Genomic DNA, 586 nt, shown 5'->3' on the forward strand with positions numbered 1-586 from the left:
GCCCATATCAGTGGCACCGCTACACGTTCACAGGACAGCGAACTGCCGGATAATGCCGTGCTCACCGTCGCCCTGCTGGACAACCAGATAGAGACCGGCACACCCGGCGCCCAACTTGTCGCCAAGCGTCTGATTCGCCTGGATGAAGACACCGATACCATGCCCTTTCGCCTGTACTACCTCCCCGACAACCTGAAAGCAGACCATGAATACCAGATCATCAGTCAGATCCTGGCCGACGGCGGCCTCTTCTATCAGTCCGACGCCATCACGCTGAAGCGCAAAAAACACGGCTTTGCCGATGTCACCCTGCCACTCACCGAGGTAATGACGGACAGCGAAACCCTGCGTGGCGCCATCACCCGTGGCAAGCCCGGACAACACCGTGACACCTTCACCCTGTGCAACAGCGACCGGCGCCTGCTGATTCGCGGCCCGCAAAGCGACGACCTGCTGACCGCCTACGACAACGGCATCCGCTACCCGCAACAGCCCCGCGTGGCCACCGTCAGCGGCCTGGTGCGCAAAGTGCCCGGCACCCAGGAAGGCAGCACCGAAGCCGCTCTTATCGTGGAAAGCTTCAACC

1 protein-coding gene is annotated in these 586 nt (G+C 61.6%); it reads left to right on the plus strand.

Features of this window, described 5'->3' with window-relative positions:
- On the plus strand, positions 1-586 hold a 586-nt coding region (locus tag A3730_RS27475), incomplete at both ends, for a YbaY family lipoprotein (protein WP_197477675.1).

The sequence above is a fragment of the Alcanivorax sp. HI0044 genome (assembly GCF_001634945.1).